Genomic DNA, 18694 nt, shown 5'->3' with positions numbered 1-18694 from the left:
ACTATTGGGGGTCAGTTCAAATATGAGGGCTTTTGAATAAGAATCAAACTGTGTTGTTACTGGGGTGTTAAGCGTACTGTCTTACCTTAAGCGTATTGCTCAACCGTCATTGCCCAATTTTTCTTCTGTTGTTCGAAATTCATTTTGATTTGCTGATAACGAACCTTAAGAACAGAGTGTTCGTACTTCTTCACAACGTCTTCGCGCTTGCTTTCAAGTAGCTGTTTTTTAACTTCGTAATATTCGTTCATGTTTGATACTAGAGCATCAAACTCTTGTTGAAGCTTCTCTGCGATTTGTTGCTTGTCGGCACGATGCATGATTTTTTGCTGGGTGCGTTTAAGTAACATTGACGCTTCAGCTTTCTCAATACGAGCTTGAGGGGTTTTCTTAAGCTTACTTGCCAGTCCCATCAACGAAGCACTCTTAATCAACCATTTTGTTGGATCGTATTGCCACCAGTAGATGCCGTTACGGTAGTCGTTCTCAAAGATGTGGTGGAAGTTGTGGTAGCCTTCGCCGAAAGTGAGTACTGCTAACACACCGTTATCACGCGCTGTGTTTTTGTCAGTAAAAGGTTGGCTACCCCAGATGTGAGCAAGAGAGTTAATAAAGAATGTTGTGTGGTGGTTAAGTACCAAACGAACTGCACCTACGATTAACAACATGCCAATCACGTCACCGTAAATCACGCCTAAAGCGATAGGAACACCGAAATTCATTAGTAATGCTAACAGAACATAGTGCTTGTGCTGCCACATAACAATCTTATCTTTTTTAAGGTCACGGCAGTTTTCGTAGTTTTCGTACATTGAGGTGCTGTAATTACGAATCATCCAGCCAATGTGTGAGTACCAAAATCCACGTTTTGCAGAGTATGGGTCTTTGTCGTTGTTATCGACATGCTTGTGGTGAACACGGTGATCAGAAGACCAGTGTAGCGCGCTATTCTGCAGGGCAAATGCACCACCTAATGCAAACAGGAATCTTAGGCTTGAATGCGCTTCAAACGCTTTATGTGACCATAAGCGGTGATAACCTGTCGTGATTGAAAGGTTACAGAACGTAAAGCAGATTGCTAGCCATATCCAGTGCTCCATGCCATAGCCAAAAAAGTAGCCATAAACGGGAGCCGCTACAACAGCAAGCAGCATACTAAAAGAGAACACAAAAATATTGAGCCAGATTAATGGCGGCTTTTTTGTAGATTGTTTGTCGGCACTATTCATTAGCAAATTTCCATTGGGCTTACATCTGTGCGCTAGAATATCAGCGTACACGTGTAAGTCAATATTGAAAGTGTAAACGTGTATTAGTATGTTTTGCTTAAATATTGTATAAAGGTAGTGTGAAATGTAGTAGCAAGTCATAAATGGAAGTACTAAGGGCTAATAAATGGAAATTAAGGTAGCTGAATATAAAGATTATGAGCGGATTGCCCAATTACACGCGGATAGCTGGAAGCTATATTACCGTGGCATTCTTGCTGATGATTACCTAGAACATGATGTTTTGGAGGACAGATCTGTTATTTGGCAGACTCGTTTGATTAATCCTCCTTTCAACCAACATGTTTTATTGCTTGAGGAAGGCGGTTTACTGGTTGGTTTTGTCTGCGCGTTCGGTAATCACAACTTTGAGCGTGGTACGTTCATCGATGCGTTACATGTAGATAATAATTATCGTGGACGAGGTGTAGGCAAGCGTCTGTTGTCTGAATTGTCGAAGTGGTTGCAGCAATACTATTCGGACTCAGGGCTTTACCTAGAGGTGATGTCTGAGAACCACCAAGCGATTGCTTTTTATCAGGCGATTGGTGGCAAAGAAGAACTAGAGCAAGTTTGGAACGCACCATGTGGCAGCCAAGTGAATGAAAAAGTGATTTCTTGGAGCTCTCCCGTTGAACTTGAACAGAAAACAGCGAGCGTTGTGTATTCTTAGTCGATTCTTGTTGAATACTGTTTTTTTGCTGAGTAGCAGGTTCTTAACGAAGCTATTTTAAAGCAGAAGAACAAAGACAAAAGCCCCGAGTATTAAGTTGCTCGGGGCTTTTTTGATTGAATTGGTGGTCATTAAATGAATCGCTAAGGCGCGTGAAATACTGGGTAATTAGTCACACCACGTGATCTTATTTCTTCCGCCTTTCTTCGAAATGTAGAGTGCTTGGTCGGCGTCGTCGATAAGCTGCTCGACAGAACCAAGGGCCTGAGGCGCATGTTTCACACCGATTGAAATTGTTACTTCTAATCTAAGGCGAGTAGGGGATTCTAAAAGGGCATTAACCAGCGATTCAATTGAAGCCTCGGTTTCTCCTTGGACCAGCACCAAAAACTCTTCACCGCCGTATCGAAAGCAGTTACTGCTAGTCGGTAGTCGTTTTTGAATCTCATCGGCCAGTTCTTTAATCACCATGTCACCCATTTGATGGCCGTAGGTGTCGTTAATCGATTTGAAATGATCAATATCTATCATGAGCGATGTAATGGATCGCTGACGGTCTATGCTCGGTTCTATCACCTGATGAAGATAAAGGCGGTTGTAGCAGCCCGTTAGTGCGTCTTGATAGGAAAGGGCCTCGAACATATTGGACTGTTTGCGAAGCTGAATCGCTTGTTTGCGCAGTTGCTCGGATTGAGCGAAACGTTTGTGTACTTCCAAGTCACGTCTTATACAGGCCGCCGAGATGAGGATGTAAGCCGAGATATAAACGGAAATTGTTTCTATTTCATGTTTTGGCTCTGCTTCATAAAGCAGTGGTGCAAGGCCGATGAGATAAGCCAAAAAGATAAACGACAGCGTAGAGATACTGTATTTGGCTGACAGTCGTGAAAACGTACCAATGTAGATCATGACTAAAATGATACCGCCTTGGTAATCGAAGTTGTTTAACTCAATCGCAAGCCGACCGACATAGACCAAAAAAAGCGAGCTAATTACAAGGAAGGCACTTTCTACGGGTTCTAAAACGTTGGGTTTGTTGGTGATGCAATATCTGGCAGCTGCCATCATCAATAGAAAAAGTATGACTCGGAAAATGACAGGTGTAAGGCTCTCACTACCAAAGTGGATGTAGTCAGTGATGATGAATGCACAGAATATTGAGATCGGGATGTAGATGAAATTTATGTACGGCAAATAAATTTCATTATCGAAATAGGTTTTAAATCTTTGATTCTTGAACCCAGAATAAGAGCGCATTGAGAAATTAGCCGAGATTGATACACAATAATTTGCGTAGTATGTCACAGTGCTTGGGATTGTAAACGACCGTTTCTATAGATTTGTCAGTATGTTAGCTAGATCAACAAACGGTAGCAGGCAATATTCACGCTCTATTATCGATAGAACGTGAATATCTAGAGGCTGGTGTAAGAGTGGTAAACAGAAACTAAAGCAGATTATAAAAACTAATCGCGATTAACGCTTGTTCTTCAAGTAACGTTTACGACGCTCTTCTTTTTTCTTAATCTGTTGTTCGGCTTTCAGTGCAGCCGCTTCTTCAACTTCGATCAGCTCTTGTGTGATCATTTCTGGCAACTCAAGCGTTACCTTACCTAAAGTGCCATTACGCAATTCGTGAAGCAGGATTTCTGAACATTTGTGAATGTCGATATGACCACCGGCACGAAGTGCACCACGCTTACGGCCAATCGCTTCCATCAATTCGATGTCAGACTCTGGCAGTTCTTCAATTTGGTAACGTTCTTGCAAAAGGTTAGGGTACTGCTTTGCTAGGTATTCTACTGTGTAGAATGCCACTTCATCGTATTCCATTGCTGTATCTTTTACAGCGCCTGTCGCAGCCAAGCGGAAGCCACTGTGTGGGTTTTCTACTTTAGGCCAAAGGATTCCTGGAGTGTCAGATAGGATTACGCCATTCTGCAGGTTGATACGTTGTTGACGACGAGTTACCGCAGGTTGGTTACCAGTAACCGCGATCGTACGTCCAGCCAAGCAGTTGATAATGGTCGATTTACCCACGTTAGGGATACCCATAATCATTGTTCGAATATTCTTGCCCATTTGCTCACGGTGCGGTGCCAGTTTACGTACTAGCTCCATCACGTGGTTAACTTCTTCTTTTACGCTGGTGGTAATGGCAATCGCTTTAACGCCTTGCTCTTTCTCGAAGTGCTCAATCCAACGCTCAGTAAGCTCAGGATCAGCAAGGTCACGCTTGTTCAGCACTTTTACACAAGGCTTATCGCCGCGCAGTGAAGAGATCATTGGGTTTTCACTACTGAACGGGATACGAGCGTCCAGTACTTCGATGATCACATCAACTTGTGGGATAACTTCTTCGATTTCTTTGCGGGCTTTATGCATGTGACCCGGAAACCATTGAATAGACATAGAGATAAACCTTGATAAATATATTTGCTGCACATTGTAAGGGTTGGATGATACGTGTAAAGGTATATCTATCCCGACCTTCAATGAGCTCAGTGAGTTTGCTTGAAGTATAGGCGACTTGGTGATGTTTATTTAGCTGATGATTGACCTATTGAAGGTGGGAGCCGCTAATCTTGTAAAGCGTAAAAAGCCGCTATGTCTTTCAAATCTTGATCGTTAAGCTTACTCAGTTGCGCTCGCATCATATCCGCGTAATCGCCCTGCCTATCTCCGGTTTGATACGCTTTCATTGTATTAAAGAGATAGGTTGGATCTTGGTCAGAAAGCTTAGGATAGGAGTTATTAGTCGATTGACTGGTAGGGTTATGACAAAAAACGCAGCTTGGTGATTTAACTTTACCTAGTTCAGCGTCGCCAAAATCAGAGGCATGAAGGTTAGAGGAAAGAGCTAGTAATATTAGAGCGAAGGTTGGGTAATGCACGTTTTTACTCCGATAAAAACATGATTATAAAGCTTCCCCTAAGAGGAAGCTCAAGTCTTATTTGTTCTGGGTGAACATTTAGTATGGCTTAAAGTACATTTGTCAACTTTGTTAGGAATCGAGCTATGTCTTCTGCGCTAACATCACGGTGAGTAACAAAGCGAACAGGATTACCAGGTGACATAGTAATGCCTTGTTCACCTAACTCTCGTGCGATGCGGTTGATATCTACGGACTCATCTAATTTAGCAAACACAATGTTAGTTTGGATGAAATCAGGGTTAACAGAAAAGCCTTCTAGCTTGTTTAAACCAATCGCTAGATTTTTTGCATTGTCGTGGTCAGCTTTAAGTTGAGCCACGTTCTCCGTGAGCGCCATTTTACCTGCTGCGGCAAGAATACCTGCCTGACGCATACCGCCACCCACCATTTTACGTAGGCGGCGTGCTTTGGCGATGTACTCTTTACTACCAAGAAGTAGAGAGCCAATCGGCGCGCCTAAGCCTTTTGATAAACAGATCGTCATTGAATCGAAGTGTTGTGCAATCTCTTTAATGTGAACATCCAGTGCTACTGCCGCATTGTATACGCGCGCGCCGTCGAGGTGCATTTGCAGGCCGTGTTGGTTTACGAACGCACGAGCTTCCGCTAGGTAAGACATTGGAAGTACTTTGCCATTAATCGTGTTTTCTAAACTAAGAAGCTTGGTACGAGCAAAGTGGCTGTCGTCGGGCTTAATCGCAGCGGCAAGCTTTTTAAAGTCTAAAGTACCGTCTGGGTTATTCTCGATTGGTTGAGGTTGGATAGAACCAAGGACCGCAGCGCCGCCAGCTTCGTATTTGTAGTTGTGCGCCTGCTGGCCACACAGATATTCATCACCACGCTCACAATGCGCCATTAAGCCAAGAAGGTTGGCTTGTGTACCTGAAGAGGTAAACATTGCCGCTTCAAAGCCTGTCTCATTTGCTGCCCACTGTTCTAGTTCGTTGACGGTTGGGTCATCGCCATAAACATCATCGCCCACTTCTGCGTTTGCCATTGCGTCACGCATAGCTTGCGAAGGTTTAGTTACGGTATCAGAACGAAAGTCCATGTTTCTCTCCTAGAGTACTTTAGGTAGCCATATAATTGGCTATAGATGGCCACATAGTTGGGCTTTACTTAAACAAGCGATAGTTTTGGTATCAGTGATTTGATCGTGTCGTATTTTATCGTGCAGTTCTTCTAAACTCAGTTCGATCACTTCTATTACTTCATCGTCATCGCATTCAAAGCGGGTAGTGAGGCTTAAGTCTTTTGCGACAAACAGATGTTGTATCTCATCACAGAAGCCAGCCAAAGGGGTGACTTGCCCCAAGCTTTGAAAAGAAGTTGCACTGTAACCTGTTTCTTCTTCCAGTTCGCGTTGGGCACATTGAAGAGGTGTCTCATCTATTTCCATCGTGCCTGCGGGTAGTTCCAAAAGCCATTTCTTTAGAGAAGGGCGGAACTGGTTAATGAGGATGATTTTTCCAGACGAAGTGATAGGAAGAATAACTGCCGCGCCAGGGTGATTGATTGTTGTATGTTTTACCACGACGTTCGTAGGGAGCGTCACGTTCTCCTCTATGAGAGAAATACTTTTCCATTTATGGATAACTTTACTCATGCAGTCTGGCCACATTCCTTGCCAATTTTTCGTATAACGGAAGACGTGCACCACCATAACGTCTATGGTGTCGAAAATAAAAGAAAAATTAGGTTTCGTATTAGATTTAGTTTCACGCCGTTCGTGATGTTACTCTCATAATTGGAATCTATGATTGCGCCAAAATTACCGACGTAACCATCTGATATAAATGCAACTCAATAATAAAATGCACTTGTAACAAAGTGCTAACAAATGTATAAAAACAATTCTACACTCTCAACTATTCAAAGATTTTCGGAGTAACGCATGAACCCTTCTATTTCTTCACATGCTGACAAGGCGCTACTCTCTGAAAGAATCAATAAATTAGCGCATGCTCTGTCTGATGGTGTCTACGAAAGAGAAGACACCATTAAGCTTTGTTTACTGGCTGCTTTGGCTGGTGAAAGCGTGTTTCTATTAGGCCCTCCGGGCATCGCAAAAAGCCTTATCGCGAAACGTCTCATTCAGGCTTTTGATAACAGCAGCTATTTCGAATATTTGATGACTCGTTTCTCTACTCCCGAGGAAGTGTTCGGCCCACTAAGTATCCAAGAATTAAAAGACAACGGTCGTTACGTAAGACTAACCGAAGGCTACCTACCAACTGCACAAGTCGTCTTCCTCGATGAGATCTGGAAAGCCGGCCCTGCAATCCTAAACACGCTACTTACTGTCGTTAACGAAAAGACTTTCAAAAACGGCAGTGATATTGAACGTGTACCGATGCGTCTACTAGTATCGGCATCCAACGAACTTCCAGATGAAGACAGCGGCTTGGAAGCACTTTATGACCGTATGTTGGTACGCGTGTTCGTGAACCGTATTCAAAACAAACAAAACTTCAAATCGATGCTGACGACGGGTACTTCTCAAGAAGCGGTAATTCCAAAAGGTTTGGCGATTACGGACATTGAATACCATCAATGGCAGAAAGAGCTCGATAAGCTGGAACTGACAGACAATTCGTTTGATAAGTTGTTTGAACTAAAAACCATGCTTGAAGAGACGGTTAAGAAGCAAGGCTCTGCTTCAGAGTCAGAATTGTATGTATCAGACAGACGCTGGAAGAAGGCCGTTAAACTATTGAAAGCGAGTGCGTTCTTCAGTGGTCGCGATAGCGTGAACCCGCTGGATATTATGCTTCTGCAAGATTGTTTGTGGCATAGCCCAGAATCACGTGATGTGGTTCGTAGCGTGGTGAAAGACTTTGCATTGAACCGAGCGTTTGATCAACAAGAGTCGAAAGCTCAAATTGAAATGTCTCGTGAAGAGTTAGAAGAGATTCAAGACGATGTTGAATCAACGTTGTCGGTGTCACTTTCTATGGAGTCAACCAGTGGCTTGTTGCGTAAAGATGTTTACCAGAATGACATCAAGAACGCGAAAATGTACAGCGTGGGCAGTGCTTACAATCTAGTGAAACTGGTTATGCTGCAAAGCAACATGTCGGTTTCTGAATCTGAGAAAGGCGATAGCCGTTGGGTATACGTAGCCAAAGACGATTTTGATCGTGTTCTTAAAGAAGGTCACGGTGATATTTACGGTTACGTAAACGAAAATAAAAACCTATGCCGTTTAAAACTCGACTTGGATGCATCAAACCAATTAGTGATTAAAGACATCGCCAATCGCTCTGTATTGGTGAGTGTGGTTACTACTGACGGTTTAGACCAAGAACTGTACAACAAGTGGTTGAGTGGCGCTGAGAAAGCCTTAGAACAGTTAACTGAAGCTGAATTCAAGTTAAAACGCGTTCGTACTGAATTCCATGATGCATTACCTCATAACTATATTGACCCTGATTTACCAAAAGCGATGGAAGCAAGTTTGCAATCGGTAACGCAAGATCTTGAAACCACGAAAGTGAAGAGTGCCAAGATCGCTCAGCGTATTAAGTTTATGAGCCAGTACTTCGAGTAAGAGGAGAGCATATGTTAGGAGCAGACGGCTTAAACCTCGCTTTGATGGTAGCTGATTCCGGAATCATTGATACCGCGATGAATGATCTCATCGCTCGTTCTCAAGTCATGATGGCTGCAGAGAACAAAGGTGTGAAAACATCAGTGAAAAACCACTTAGTTAAATGGCGCGGTAAAGTTAAAAAACGCGTTACTAAGGTGTGTGAAACTGATCGATTCCAAGAGGAAATCGCCCTTTACCAAGAAGTGATTTACTGGGATGAACCTCAGTTCTTTGATGAGATTGACAGCGTTATCAAAAAGCTGGAGTGGCACTCAGCGTTTTATCTACAAGCTCGACGCCTTATGGAGAACAACAAGGGTGTTTATAACGCGATGTTTCCACACTACTTTTGCGACCAATGGTACCAATCACTTTCTGATGCGATTAAACAAGCTCAAGTAACTGAACTTGAAACAAGCAAAGAAAAAGTCTTAGCCGATCTTTATCAGCGCATGGAAACCATGAAAAACATGGATAAAGTGACTGAGTCGGGTGATGAAGGCAGTGTAGGGCGCTTGTGGGACATGGCTTCTGCCAAATTAAGCAAAACAGACCTTACCATCATGAAACGTCATGCTGAGTTCTTGAATAAGCACAAGGGCTTGCAAGAGATCGCTGAAAAGCTAGGCCGTATGGCTGGTGAGGAAGATGATCCTTCGCTACACAAAGCCCCTGTAGAAGAATTGCAGGTGGTTGAAGAGAAAAGCGATGAAGCGGTCGATGATATTGTCGGGATTCATGAAAGTGATGACCTTAACAAGATGCTGCCAAACGAAACCATGTTCTTAGCTTATCCTGAACTTGAGGTTATCTTTTACAAGCACTTGGCCGACAAGCGTTTACTGAGCTATCGCTCGCAAGGTAAATCACGCACGTTACGCAAAGTGAAGGCGCAAAAACCAGATAGCAAGAACATCGATATTGAAAAGGGCCCGTTTATCGTCTGTGTGGACGCTTCGGGTTCTATGAGTGGTTTCCCTGAGCAGTCTGCTAAAGCAATGGCTTATGCCTTAATGCAAATTGCTCTTGCAGAAGAGAGAGACTGTTATGTGATTCTTTTTTCTTCTGAGCAGATTACCTATGAGTTAACAAGGCAAGATGGCCTACGTGAAGCGAGCGACTTCTTAAGTTACTCATTCCACGGCGGTACGGATTTGGAACCTGTTCTCATGAAGTCGATTGACCTGATGACGGGTGATAAATACAAGAATGCCGATTTAATCGTACTTTCTGACTTTATTGCGCCGAAACAATCAGACGAAATGATTGCTCAGGTTGAAAAGTTGAAAGAACACAAAAACCGTTTCCATGCGGTTAGTCTTTCTAAGTATGGCAACCCTCAACTTATGACTATGTTTGACCACTGCTGGGCGTATCATCCGAGTCTTGTCGGTCGTTTCATGAAGAAGTGGTAGCGCCAGAACATCTTGTTTAACTCGATTTTGCTGTGTGTTTTTTGATTAAAGAGATCGAACATGCAGCAATTTGATTTAAATGTCAGCAAACGGAATTTAAATTCACTTTTTTGTTTGACTATCTCCCCTCAATCCGTAAAGTAGGCACCCGAACACAGCGGTGCGGCTTACTTAAGTCCCTAAAGTGTTGAATTAAAAAAGGCGCCTTGGCAGAGTGGCTATGCAGCGGATTGCAAATCCGTGGACCTCGGTTCGACTCCGGGAGGCGCCTCCATTCTTTCTCTTAGTTTTATAAGTAAGAGATATTAAGAATGAAAATGCGATACTAGCTCAGTTGGTAGAGCGCAACCTTGCCAAGGTTGAGGTCATCGGTTCGAACCCGATGTATCGCTCCAAATTTTGTAGTGTTGATTCATTTTGACATTAAGATGGTGTTTTACTTTTCAGTAATCGGCATCGCAATAAAAAATTGCGTGCCCTGGTGGTGGAATTGGTAGACACAAGGGATTTAAAATCCCTCGACGTTCGCGTTGTGCCGGTTCAAGTCCGGCCCGGGGCACCATCTATTTGATTATTACCTCGCTTGGTATTGATCAAAAGAGTTGTTCTCTTAAAACACTATTGAAGGCGCCTTGGCAGAGTGGCTATGCAGCGGATTGCAAATCCGTGGACCTCGGTTCGACTCCGGGAGGCGCCTCCATAATTCAGAAAAAACCAGTCCTAGTGACTGGTTTTTTCGTTTCTGGACCCGCTAAAAGCTTCCTACGTACCCATTTCAATGCTTATCAAAGAAATCTTTGTTACGGATATACTTGCTCATCAAGTGGTAAGAGAAAGGTCTTATCAGCCAACTAAAGATAGAGCGACCAAGGCGGATTAATGTAGGAGTGTTCTCATAGATTCGTCCGTTATAAAGCCAAAGCACTTTGCCTACATGCCAATAGAGCAAAGGTACCGGTGGCATGAAGGTCACGATGTCGATGTCACAGCAAATTCGGTAGGTTTTCTTACTCATGCGATAGTGCTTTCGAAAGCTCCAGTCACCAATGGCGGGTTGGCCAAAAGTCACTATTCGCTTAATACAGCCAGGGTACTTTTGATCAAAGTAATCAGCGAAGACACAACCGATAGCGCCACCGGATGAGTGACCAGTAATAGAGATTCTTTTTCCTTGTTCTAAAAGCGGGATGAGCGTCGCTTCCAAGCGTTCAATTACCGTTAAGCCAAGCTTATCTTCATTACGATTTGGCTGGCTCTCTTGAAACATTAGATGGTAGAAGCCCGCATGCACACGATAATTGAGCCCAATTCTCTTACAGCTTCTTGTCCATAGAGCAAAGGTCAGTAGCCAATCTGAGATACTGTGCGATCCTTTGATAACCACAACCACTTCATCTTTGTCGCTACTCCACAACACTCGAATCATGGTTTTACCAAACTGGTTCTTTATGATGCGTTGTCCATTGGGGTCAAAACCATAGCGAGTTTGTTTAAAAACTCTAGGGTAGGCGAGGTTACAAAGAACGGCATAGCGCTCATATTGATATCGTTTTAGTGGTTTCACATGTTTACTTCTTAATAAGAGTTAATTAAAACTCTAGTCGTTGAATGTGAAATGCACATGAAAACGCCATTTGCTTGGTTTAAAACAATAAAATCACCGTATGGAATTGGTATTTGAATCAATGGCTGTCAGTGAGTTGTCCGTTTAAATTAGAAATCCAAGTATAAGAACCGTACAAGCTGCACTAAATTTATTCTTTTGAGTTCGATAATTAATCACTTGAATTAAAAGATAAAATTTATTGTTGACGAATTTTTTCCTTCCGTTAAAGTACACCTCGTTCTCACGGCTTAGGTCGCTGAGAGATGGTGTTTTTACTTTTCAGTAATCAGCATCGCAAGATTGCGTTGCCCTGGTGGTGGAATTGGTAGACACAAGGGATTTAAAATCCCTCGGCGTTCGCGCTGTGCCGGTTCAAGTCCGGCCCGGGGCACCATCTATCTAGCTTCTACTTTTTGAGTAGAGTGATGAACAAAGAGTTGTTCTCTTAAATCACTATTAAAGGCGCCTTGGCAGAGTGGCTATGCAGCGGATTGCAAATCCGTGGACCTCGGTTCGACTCCGGGAGGCGCCTCCATTCTTTCTCTTAGTTTGACAAGTTAAGAGATACTAAGAATGAAAATGCGATACTAGCTCAGTTGGTAGAGCGCAACCTTGCCAAGGTTGAGGTCATCGGTTCGAACCCGATGTATCGCTCCAAATTTTGTAGTGTTGATTCATTTCGACATTAAGATGGTGTTTTACTTTTCAGTAATCGGCATCGCAATAAAGAATTGCGTGCCCTGGTGGTGGAATTGGTAGACACAAGGGATTTAAAATCCCTCGACGTTCGCGTTGTGCCGGTTCAAGTCCGGCCCGGGGCACCATCTATTTGATTATTACCTCGCTTGGTATTAATCAAAAGAGTTGTTCTCTTAAAACACTATTGAAGGCGCCTTGGCAGAGTGGCTATGCAGCGGATTGCAAATCCGTGGACCTCGGTTCGACTCCGGGAGGCGCCTCCACTATTCAAAGTTGAAAGGCCAGCAGAAATGCTGGCCTTTTTGCTCTCTGAAATTCTAAACCCTCATGCTATGTTCAAACTTCCACGTATGCTCTCTAATCAGTAGCACCACTAGGAACAAGCTATATCAGATCACTTTTGTGCTGGTCTTTTCCTTATGTAAACCTATCATTTGCTAAACAACCAACAGCATCTGTTAACCAATTGCACCGTTTGTGAGTGGAATGAGTGGGGAATGGAAAAGGGCGACTGTCTTTTGCGTCATTAAATTCTTCATATTTATACATAGTTGCTCATGATCCTGTAACGCTTTCATGAGTTATTACACTTATTATGACCACAAATGAAAATGATTGTCATTTGCTTGTGTTACTGCTAACCTATTGTGAAACTTTACAACATCTTATCTACTGCACGAAAGTGTATATAAAACCCCGCTAAACCTTATTAAATCTACGGTTATTCGTTTGCTTCGTATGATAAATCAGCAGATCTACCTCTTTTGTCCTACCCCTTTAGGGTAGTTCGATTTCGTAATTGATTTACATCATATTTTCATTTTCTTTCATAATTCATTATTCGCTCAGTTAAGAAATATATAACCTTCAGGAATTCTTATGAGCAAGATGAAGCTAGTCGTAATCGGTAACGGGATGGTCGGCCATCGCTATATCGAAGATTTAGTCGAGAAGACAGACGTTGCTAACATGGACATCACAGTCTTCTGTGAAGAGCCTCGCGTAGCCTATGATCGTGTACACCTTTCTTCTTACTTTTCACACCATACTGCGGACGAACTTTCTTTAGTTAAAGAAGGCTTCTACGAGAAACACGGCATCAACATGCTGATCGGTGAGCGTGCTATTAACGTTAACCGTGAAAAGAAAACAGTTTACTCAAGTACTGGTCGTGAAATTCAATACGACAAGCTAATCCTTGCTACAGGTTCATACCCATTCGTTCCGCCAATCAAAGGTAACGAAGGTAAAGACTGTTTCGTTTACCGCACAATCGAAGACTTGAAAGCTATCGAAGCAACCGCTAAGAATTCTAAATCTGGTGTGGTTGTTGGTGGTGGTTTGCTTGGTCTTGAAGCTGCAGGCGCACTAAAAGCTCTTGGTGTAACCACGCACGTTGTTGAGTTTGCTCCAAAGCTAATGGCTGAGCAGCTTGACCAAGCGGGTGGTAACCAACTTCGTCAAAAAATCGAACGTATGGGCGTTAACGTACATACAAGTAAGAACACGCTTGAGATTGCTCCTGAAGGCACTGAAGCTCGTAACGTAATGCGCTTTGCAGACGGTACAGAGCTAGAAACTGATTTCATCGTATTCTCTGCTGGTATTCGCCCACAAGACAAACTTGCTCGTCAAATGGGGCTGGGTATTGCACCACGTGGCGGTATCGAGATTAATGATCACTGTCAAACGACAGACAAAGACATCTACGCAATCGGTGAGTGTGCGTCTTGGAACCAAACGTTCTACGGCCTAGTGGCTCCTGGTTACAAAATGGCAACGGTAGCGGTTGACCACGTTGTTGGTAACGAAAGCACATTTGAAGGTGCTGACATGTCTGCGAAGCTTAAGCTTTTGGGCGTGAAAGTAGGCTCTATCGGCGATGCGAACGGTCGTACTCCTGGCTGTAAGAGCTACGTTTACCAAAACGAAGAACAAGAAGTTTACAAGCGTCTAATCGTTTCTGAAGACAACAAGAAGCTGCTTGGTGCAGTAATGGTTGGTGACACGTCTGACTACGGTGATCTTCTACAGCTTATGCTGAACGAAATCGACCTACCAGAACACCCAGATGCATTGATTCTTCCTGCTCATGCTGGTGCTGAAAAGCCAACACTTGGCGCGGATTCTCTTCCTGAGTCTGCTGTTATCTGTTCTTGTTTCGATGTGACTAAAGGCAAGATCGCTCAAGCGGTTGCTGAAGGTCACCACACAATCGGTGATATCAAAGCAGTAACAGGCGCAGGTACTGGTTGTGGTGGTTGTATTCCACTAGTGACTTCAGTACTAAACGCTGAACTTGCTAAAGCTGGTGTTGAAGTGAAGAACGACGTGTGTGAGCACTTTGCATACTCTCGCCAAGAGCTTTTCCACCTAATTCGCATCGAAGAAATCAAAACGTTCGATGAGCTATTAGAGAAATACGGTAAAGGCTACGGCTGTGAAGTATGTAAGCCTCTAGCAGGTTCTATCCTTGCTTCTTGCTGGGGTGAACACATCCTTAAGCCTGAATTAGTGAAGCTGCACGATACCAACGACAACTTCCTAGGTAACATGCAAAAAGACGGTACTTACTCTGTAATCCCTCGTATGGCGGGTGGTGAAGTAACACCTCAAGCACTAAGCGTTCTTGCTGATGTTGCTGCTGAATACAACTTGTACACCAAGATCACAGGTGCACAACGTATCGGCCTATTTGGTGCTCAGAAAGATGACTTACCAGCAATCTGGAAGAAGTTAATCGCTGCAGGTTACGAAACGGGTCAAGCTTACGCAAAAGCACTTCGTATGGCGAAAACATGTGTAGGTTCTACTTGGTGTCGTTACGGCGTTCAAGATTCAGTTGGCCTAGGCGTGATGATCGAGAACCGTTACAAAGGCATCCGTACTCCTCATAAGATGAAGTTTGGTGTGTCTGGCTGTACTCGTGAGTGTGCTGAAGCTCAAGGTAAAGATTTAGGTATTATTGCGACTGACGCAGGTTGGAACATGTATGTATGTGGTAACGGTGGTATGAAACCTCGTCACGCAGACTTACTGGCAAGCGACCTAGACCAAGAAACGCTAATCAAGTACATCGACCGTTTCATGATGTTCTACATCCGCACGGCTGCGCCACTACAACGTACTTCGGTATGGATGGACAACCTAGAAGGTGGTGTTGATTACCTACGTGAAGTGATTGTAGACAACAAGCTTGGTATCAATGACCAACTTGAAACTGACATTGCTGGCCTAGTTGATAACTTCGCTTGTGAATGGACAGATACAATCAACGACGAAGCTCAACTTAAGCGCTTTGCACACTTCATCAATGCTGATGACCGCGATGATAACGTTGTGTTTGTTGAAGATGGTCGTGAACAACACCGTCCTGCGACATTCACTGAGAAACACCCTGAAGCCATTACTTCAAAGCATCAGGGCGACATCATTCACGTAGAATCTGTTTAATTGGGAGACGACATCATGGCATTTACCAAAGTTTGTAAGATCGAAGACATTATCCCAGGTACAGGTGTTTGTGCGTTGGTTGGTGGTGAGCAAGTAGCTGTATTCCGCCCAACGAAAGCTGAAGAAGTATTCGCGATTAGCAACACAGACCCTTACTTCCAGTCAAACGTGTTATCACGTGGCTTGATTGTTGAGCACAAAGAAGAGCTTTGGGTAGCAAGCCCACTTAAGAAGCAACGCTTTAACCTAGCAACAGGTGTGTGCATGGAAGACGAGAACTTCAACGTGAAAGCGTACAAAGCTCGTGTTGCCAAAGGCGCTGTAGAAATCTCTGCTTAATCTTCGGATGAGTAAGATTTGATAGTTCAAGGGTTCTAGTTCTCGATATTGCCTTAACTCGGCAACTAGAGCCTTTTCCTATCCAATTTTAACTTTTAATTTAAACTTTTTAAGGACAACCTTATGTCTCCTGATTACAAACCAGCTGAATTCGTTCAAACGATGATTGATGTGGGTGAAGCGAAAACGAAAACAAGTACTCGCGATCTTCTGATTCGAAGCACTATGGCTGGTATCATCCTTTCTCTAGCGGTTGTTGTTGCTATTACAGCAATGGTTCAAACCGGTATTGGCCTTGTTGGCGCACTTGTGTTCCCAGTTGGCTTCGTCATTCTAAGTGTAATGGGTTATGACCTAGTAACTGGCGTATTCGGCCTTGCACCTTTAGCGAAATTCGACAACCGCCCAGGTATTACTTGGGGTCGTATCCTACGTTGTTGGGGTATTGTTGGTCTTGGTAACCTTATCGGTTCTTTGATTGTTGCTTTCCTTGTTGCAGTATCACTAACGGGTAACTTCTCTTTAGAACCAAACGCTGTTGCTCAAAAGTTCATTGCTGTTTCTACAGGTCGTAGCCTAGGTTTTGAAAACATGGGTATGGACGGATGGATCACGTGTTTCGTACGCGGTATCTTCTGTAACCTTATGGTATGTCTAGGTGTGATTGGCAACATGACTGCACGCACAGTATCTGGCCGTGTAGCAATGATGTGGTTCCCAATCTTCATCTTCTTCGCACTCGTATTTGAGCACACAGTAGTAAACATGTTCCTATTCCCACTGGGTATGATTCTTGGCGCTGACTTCGGTATTGCGACATGGTTGAACTTCAACCTTATCCCAACAATCCTAGGTAACATCGTTGGTGGTCTATTAATGACGTGTGTTCCTCTATACCTAACTCACGCTAAAACTGCGCCTTCTCTAGGTGCTAAGTAATCCTAAGTAGGGTGAAACGTAATTTAGTATGAGATTAAGAGCCCCAACAACATGTTTGGGGCTTTTTTAGTTCGAAAGCCCTTATATCATTGCGCAAATTACTCGCAATAGACTGTTTTGTTATAATTACTTCTATCTTCGTTAGTATTTAGACTGAATATTTATATCAACACCTGATAGTCTAAGGGTTAAGGATTTGGATAAGTCATCATGAATACAGTGACTTATCACATAGATTTAAGCTTGAGATAAAACAAGCAAACCTTCGGAGCGCAGCATGTCAGAAGTATCGTCATCGAATGTTAAAGAAGTAAACAAAGGATTTGTTTCATTGGTAGGTGCAGGTCCGGGCGACCCAGACTTACTTACGCTAAAAGCCGCACGAGTGATTCAACAAGCAGACGTGTTGGTTTATGACCGCTTGGTATCAAAAGATATTTTGGCGATGGCTAATCCAGAAGCAGAAATGCTGTATGTGGGCAAAAAGCTTGATCATCACTGTGTACCGCAAGATCAGATCAACCAACTATTAGTGACCAAAGCTCAAGAGAACAAACACGTAGTGCGTCTAAAAGGTGGTGACTCGTTTATCTTTGGTCGTGGTGGTGAAGAGTGTGAAACGTTAGCTGAGAATGACGTGAGATTTGAAGTGATTCCGGGCATCACAGCTGCTGCCGGAGCAACGGCTTATGCGGGCATTCCGTTGACGCACCGTGATCATGCACAAAGCGTGCAGTTTATTACAGGTCACTTGAAGAAAGATGGCGAAGATATTGACTGGCAATCTCTTGCTCAGCACAACCATACCATCGTGTTTTACATGGGCTTGAAAGAGAGTCCGAACATTCAGAAGAATCTACTCGATAATGGTATGCGAGCTGACATGCCAGTTGCGATCATCGAAAACGGTACACGCCAAGAACAAAAGGTGTTTAGAGGTGGGTTACGTGATTTAGCTGACCTTGCGAGCGTCGCAAAGAGCCCAGCGCTGATTGTTGTAGGCAGCGTGGCTCAGCTCCATGAAAAACTTGCTTGGTTTAACAAACAAGCTTGATCGTTTGACCTTCTAATTGGATCTCTAAGCCACTACTGAGTCCATCAAGAATCAAATACTGCAGCGGCTGCCTTGTCGCTGCATTTCTTGTTGGCGCATCGGCATTTCGTCAATGATATTGGTGATCTGTTTCCAATCTGTTTTGCCACTCCATCGGTGCTTCTCTTTCCCGTCTTTACCAATCAAAACAGCGGTATGTGATCCTTTCGGGATCTCGTAAATACTGGTGACTGCTTCTAAGTTAAACTCTTCTTCTAACCAAGTTGGGACTGTGTAACCACTCTCAGCAATAACCATAATGACGACATCTCGTTCGTCCAATTGACAGTTATTGAGCAACACTTCATTCAGAAACTCTTTAACGATTGAATCTTCCTTTGGAGCGAAATAAATCACACTGCGGTGTGGCAAAGGCTTTGAGTGAGAATAAGCGGGGTAGGCGAGTACTGAATTGATGGTTAAGCTCATGATTATTACCGTGCTGATGGTCAGTAGTTTGAGCAAACTAAACCAGCTACCAGAGTTTGATGGTTGATTTAAAGTTTGCATCGCTTTGGTTGTGTCGATGCTTACGATCGAATTGTGTGTTTGTCGGTGCAGCATTGCCAACCTCCCTTTAAAAACTCTAAGCCTGAGTACGATTTGAACGCTACGTAAAGAAGAAGGTGAAGATCAGAACCACCTAAGAAACGCTCAAAACAAATCCACTTACAATAAGCA

General features: G+C 43.5%; 15 protein-coding genes and 9 tRNA genes. 16 read left to right on the top strand and 8 right to left on the bottom strand.

What is annotated here, in order from left to right; genetic code table 11:
* Positions 1-86: 86 nt before the first annotated feature.
* Complete coding sequence (locus AB4375_RS19020; RefSeq protein WP_017062601.1) at positions 87-1229, bottom strand: fatty acid desaturase; 1143 nt, start codon at positions 1227-1229, stop codon at positions 87-89.
* 166 nt (positions 1230-1395) lie between these two features.
* Between AB4375_RS19020 and AB4375_RS19015 the strand changes: the two genes are divergently transcribed.
* Entirely contained in the window at positions 1396-1941 is a 546-nt protein-coding gene (locus AB4375_RS19015; protein WP_017062600.1) for an N-acetyltransferase, read from the top strand.
* 168 nt (positions 1942-2109) lie between these two features.
* Here AB4375_RS19015 and AB4375_RS19010 read toward each other — a convergent pair whose 3' ends face one another.
* The 5 genes from AB4375_RS19010 to AB4375_RS18990 form a co-directional block, all read right to left on the bottom strand.
* Positions 2110-3135, bottom strand: a complete 1026-nt coding sequence (locus AB4375_RS19010) for a GGDEF domain-containing protein (protein WP_372052313.1) — start codon at positions 3133-3135, stop codon at positions 2110-2112.
* A gap of 282 nt (positions 3136-3417) precedes the next feature.
* The gene (ylqF, locus tag AB4375_RS19005) at positions 3418-4353 is read right to left on the bottom strand and encodes a ribosome biogenesis GTPase YlqF (RefSeq protein ID WP_050646173.1); all 936 of its coding nucleotides are present in this window, start codon (positions 4351-4353) and stop codon (positions 3418-3420) included.
* A 167-nt stretch (positions 4354-4520) separates the two neighbouring features.
* Positions 4521-4835, bottom strand: a complete 315-nt coding sequence (locus AB4375_RS19000) for a cytochrome c (protein WP_372052312.1) — start codon at positions 4833-4835, stop codon at positions 4521-4523.
* Between the two features lie 88 nt (positions 4836-4923).
* The gene (ltaE, locus tag AB4375_RS18995) at positions 4924-5928 is read right to left on the bottom strand and encodes a low-specificity L-threonine aldolase (protein ID WP_372052310.1); all 1005 of its coding nucleotides are present in this window, start codon (positions 5926-5928) and stop codon (positions 4924-4926) included.
* Positions 5929-5967: 39 nt separating this feature from the next.
* Positions 5968-6483 carry an NUDIX hydrolase gene (locus tag AB4375_RS18990; protein ID WP_017062564.1) on the bottom strand — a complete coding sequence of 172 codons (516 nt, stop codon included), beginning with the start codon at positions 6481-6483 and terminating at the stop codon, positions 5968-5970.
* Between the two features lie 288 nt (positions 6484-6771).
* On the opposite strand from AB4375_RS18990, the gene AB4375_RS18985 reads away from it, so the two are divergent.
* The 6 genes from AB4375_RS18985 to AB4375_RS18960 all read left to right on the top strand — a co-directional run bounded on the left by AB4375_RS18985 (position 6772) and on the right by AB4375_RS18960 (position 10584).
* Positions 6772-8427: an ATPase RavA domain-containing protein gene (locus AB4375_RS18985; RefSeq protein WP_017067123.1), complete on the top strand. Its 1656-nt coding sequence runs from the start codon at positions 6772-6774 to the stop codon at positions 8425-8427.
* Between the two features lie 11 nt (positions 8428-8438).
* The gene (viaA, locus tag AB4375_RS18980) at positions 8439-9884 is read left to right on the top strand and encodes an ATPase RavA stimulator ViaA (RefSeq protein WP_017064542.1); all 1446 of its coding nucleotides are present in this window, start codon (positions 8439-8441) and stop codon (positions 9882-9884) included.
* 200 nt (positions 9885-10084) lie between these two features.
* Positions 10085-10158 (top strand) — tRNA-Cys (locus tag AB4375_RS18975).
* Between the two features lie 45 nt (positions 10159-10203).
* Positions 10204-10279, top strand: a tRNA-Gly gene (locus tag AB4375_RS18970).
* Between the two features lie 80 nt (positions 10280-10359).
* A tRNA-Leu gene (locus tag AB4375_RS18965) sits at positions 10360-10446 on the top strand.
* Between the two features lie 64 nt (positions 10447-10510).
* Positions 10511-10584: transfer RNA gene (locus tag AB4375_RS18960), tRNA-Cys, on the top strand.
* Between the two features lie 75 nt (positions 10585-10659).
* Here AB4375_RS18960 and AB4375_RS18955 read toward each other — a convergent pair.
* A complete protein-coding gene (locus AB4375_RS18955; RefSeq protein WP_017068939.1) occupies positions 10660-11448 on the bottom strand; it encodes a lipase family protein in 789 nt (262 codons plus the stop codon).
* Positions 11449-11797: 349 nt separating this feature from the next.
* On the opposite strand from AB4375_RS18955, the gene AB4375_RS18950 reads away from it, so the two are divergent.
* The 9 genes from AB4375_RS18950 to cobA all read left to right on the top strand — a co-directional run bounded on the left by AB4375_RS18950 (position 11798) and on the right by cobA (position 17974).
* Positions 11798-11884: transfer RNA gene (locus tag AB4375_RS18950), tRNA-Leu, on the top strand.
* 67 nt (positions 11885-11951) lie between these two features.
* Positions 11952-12025: transfer RNA gene (locus tag AB4375_RS18945), tRNA-Cys, on the top strand.
* A 46-nt stretch (positions 12026-12071) separates the two neighbouring features.
* A tRNA-Gly gene (locus tag AB4375_RS18940) sits at positions 12072-12147 on the top strand.
* 80 nt (positions 12148-12227) lie between these two features.
* A tRNA-Leu gene (locus AB4375_RS18935) sits at positions 12228-12314 on the top strand.
* Positions 12315-12378: 64 nt separating this feature from the next.
* Positions 12379-12452 (top strand) — tRNA-Cys (locus AB4375_RS18930).
* A gap of 616 nt (positions 12453-13068) precedes the next feature.
* Entirely contained in the window at positions 13069-15642 is a 2574-nt protein-coding gene (gene nirB, locus AB4375_RS18925; protein ID WP_017062560.1) for a nitrite reductase large subunit NirB, read from the top strand.
* 15 nt (positions 15643-15657) lie between these two features.
* Positions 15658-15981 carry a nitrite reductase small subunit NirD gene (nirD, locus tag AB4375_RS18920; protein WP_017069123.1) on the top strand — a complete coding sequence of 108 codons (324 nt, stop codon included), beginning with the start codon at positions 15658-15660 and terminating at the stop codon, positions 15979-15981.
* A gap of 123 nt (positions 15982-16104) precedes the next feature.
* Positions 16105-16920: a formate/nitrite transporter family protein gene (locus AB4375_RS18915; RefSeq protein ID WP_017062558.1), complete on the top strand. Its 816-nt coding sequence runs from the start codon at positions 16105-16107 to the stop codon at positions 16918-16920.
* A 277-nt stretch (positions 16921-17197) separates the two neighbouring features.
* The gene (gene cobA, locus AB4375_RS18910; RefSeq protein ID WP_017071487.1) at positions 17198-17974 is read left to right on the top strand and encodes a uroporphyrinogen-III C-methyltransferase; all 777 of its coding nucleotides are present in this window, start codon (positions 17198-17200) and stop codon (positions 17972-17974) included.
* 51 nt (positions 17975-18025) lie between these two features.
* On the opposite strand, the gene AB4375_RS18905 is transcribed toward cobA, so the two are convergent.
* The gene (locus AB4375_RS18905) at positions 18026-18523 is read right to left on the bottom strand and encodes a DUF4174 domain-containing protein (RefSeq protein WP_050546503.1); all 498 of its coding nucleotides are present in this window, start codon (positions 18521-18523) and stop codon (positions 18026-18028) included.
* Positions 18524-18694 lie beyond the last annotated feature (171 nt).

Origin of the sequence: Vibrio sp. 10N.261.51.C6, assembly GCF_041471785.1 — a bacterium.
In the GTDB taxonomy this organism is placed as follows: domain Bacteria; phylum Pseudomonadota; class Gammaproteobacteria; order Enterobacterales; family Vibrionaceae; genus Vibrio; species Vibrio crassostreae_C.
Note: the sequence above shows the minus strand (reverse complement) of the source record. Positions and strands in the feature narration are given on the sequence as shown.